We start from the raw sequence: 1,525 nt of genomic DNA, 5'->3' as shown, positions 1-1,525 counted from the left end.
AATAATTAATGAGTCAGCCCATGAAGCTATTGAGATTTTGAAAAACGATGGTGTCATCACCAGTGGTCGTGTCACTGAAATGGCTGTTGAAAAAACATGTCACTGAAAGGAACGCTGACAATGAATGTCAAAATCCGAAATGAAATTCAGGCATTAATCCGAATTCAGGAACGCAATAACAACGGTGGTGAATTACGCGAGTTTATTTGTGCGCGTGAAGTTGATGGCTATGGTGAAAAAACTTACCTGATTACTTTCGACCATTACAGCATCTGTGCGCGTTATTGCGGCGAAAGCATATCCCGCGCCATTGCGTCTGGCGATGCGTTTAACGTGGATTTATGGGAGTACGTCATGGACCGGGAATACATCTGCGCATCAGACCCTGAAGCCCGTGAAATGTGGCAGCGTATCTGGCGCGATTACCGGTTAATGGCAAAAGGCTGGGCGCGCTGCTGTTATTCCTCGCTTGCCCTGAAAGCGGTTCAGTTATCGCTGCGGCATATTCCGGCATCACTGCGCGAGCCTCTGCTGTACTGAATGGTGACTGACATGAAGTGTAATCGTAAGCGCTGGTCACGCGAAGACCGGGAATTTATCGAAGCCAACGTCGGGAAAATGACCGTTGAAGAAATGGCGGAAAAACTGAAAGTCGCCACAACCGCCCTCCGGGCACATGCCAGAAGGCACGGAATATCATTGTGTGTATACCGAATCAGTGAACACGACAAATATTTATGTCGTGAACTTTATAAAGAAGGACTGGATATTCATGTTATTGCCCGAAAGATGGAATTAAGCAATCGAGCTGTATCCAGCATTGTATACAGCGGATATTAATTAACAGGAGCTTTAATTTATGGCTAAACCAGCAAAACGTATCAAGAGTGCCGCAGCGGCTTATGTGCCACAAAACCGCGATGCGGTGATTACCGATATTAAACGCATCGGGGATTTACAGCGCGAAGCATCACGTCTGGAAACGGAAATGAATGATGCCATCGCGGAAATTACGGAGAAATTTGCGGCCCGGATTGCACCGATTAAAACCGATATTGAAACCCTTTCAAAAGGCGTTCAGGGATGGTGTGAAGCGAACCGCGACGAACTGACGAACGGCGGCAAAGTGAAGACGGCGAATCTTGTCACCGGTGATGTATCGTGGCGGGTCCGTCCACCATCAGTAAGTATTCGTGGTATGGATGCAGTGATGGAAACGCTGGAGCGTCTTGGCCTGCAACGCTTTATTCGCACGAAGCAGGAAATCAACAAGGAAGCGATTTTACTGGAACCGAAAGCGGTCGCAGGCGTTGCCGGAATTACAGTTAAATCAGGCATTGAGGATTTTTCTATTATTCCATTTGAACAGGAAGCCGGTATTTAATACCACCATTAATATTTAATTAATTCACATTCTTTTAATTATGGCGCGATACGTCAGGAGATTGCTCGCGCGCCGTCGGCGACCTGGTAACGGGCCGGGAACTGAATGCCCTCGACCTCGAACTGGCCGTTCACCAGGTAG

At 47.5% G+C, this 1,525-nt stretch carries 2 protein-coding genes; both read left to right on the top strand.

Annotation, left to right across the window (positions count from 1 at the left end):
• Positions 1-120 precede the first annotated feature (120 nt).
• Positions 121-540, top strand: coding sequence for a hypothetical protein (locus tag AC0L3J_RS37000; protein WP_001101152.1), 420 nt, complete (start codon positions 121-123; stop codon positions 538-540).
• Positions 541-859: 319 nt separating this feature from the next.
• A complete protein-coding gene (locus tag AC0L3J_RS36995) occupies positions 860-1,384 on the top strand; it encodes a host-nuclease inhibitor Gam family protein (protein WP_001107930.1) in 525 nt (174 codons plus the stop codon).
• Positions 1,385-1,525 lie beyond the last annotated feature (141 nt).

This window comes from Bradyrhizobium sp. Kon37, from assembly GCF_055807535.1.
Note: the sequence above shows the minus strand (reverse complement) of the source record. Positions and strands in the feature narration are given on the sequence as shown.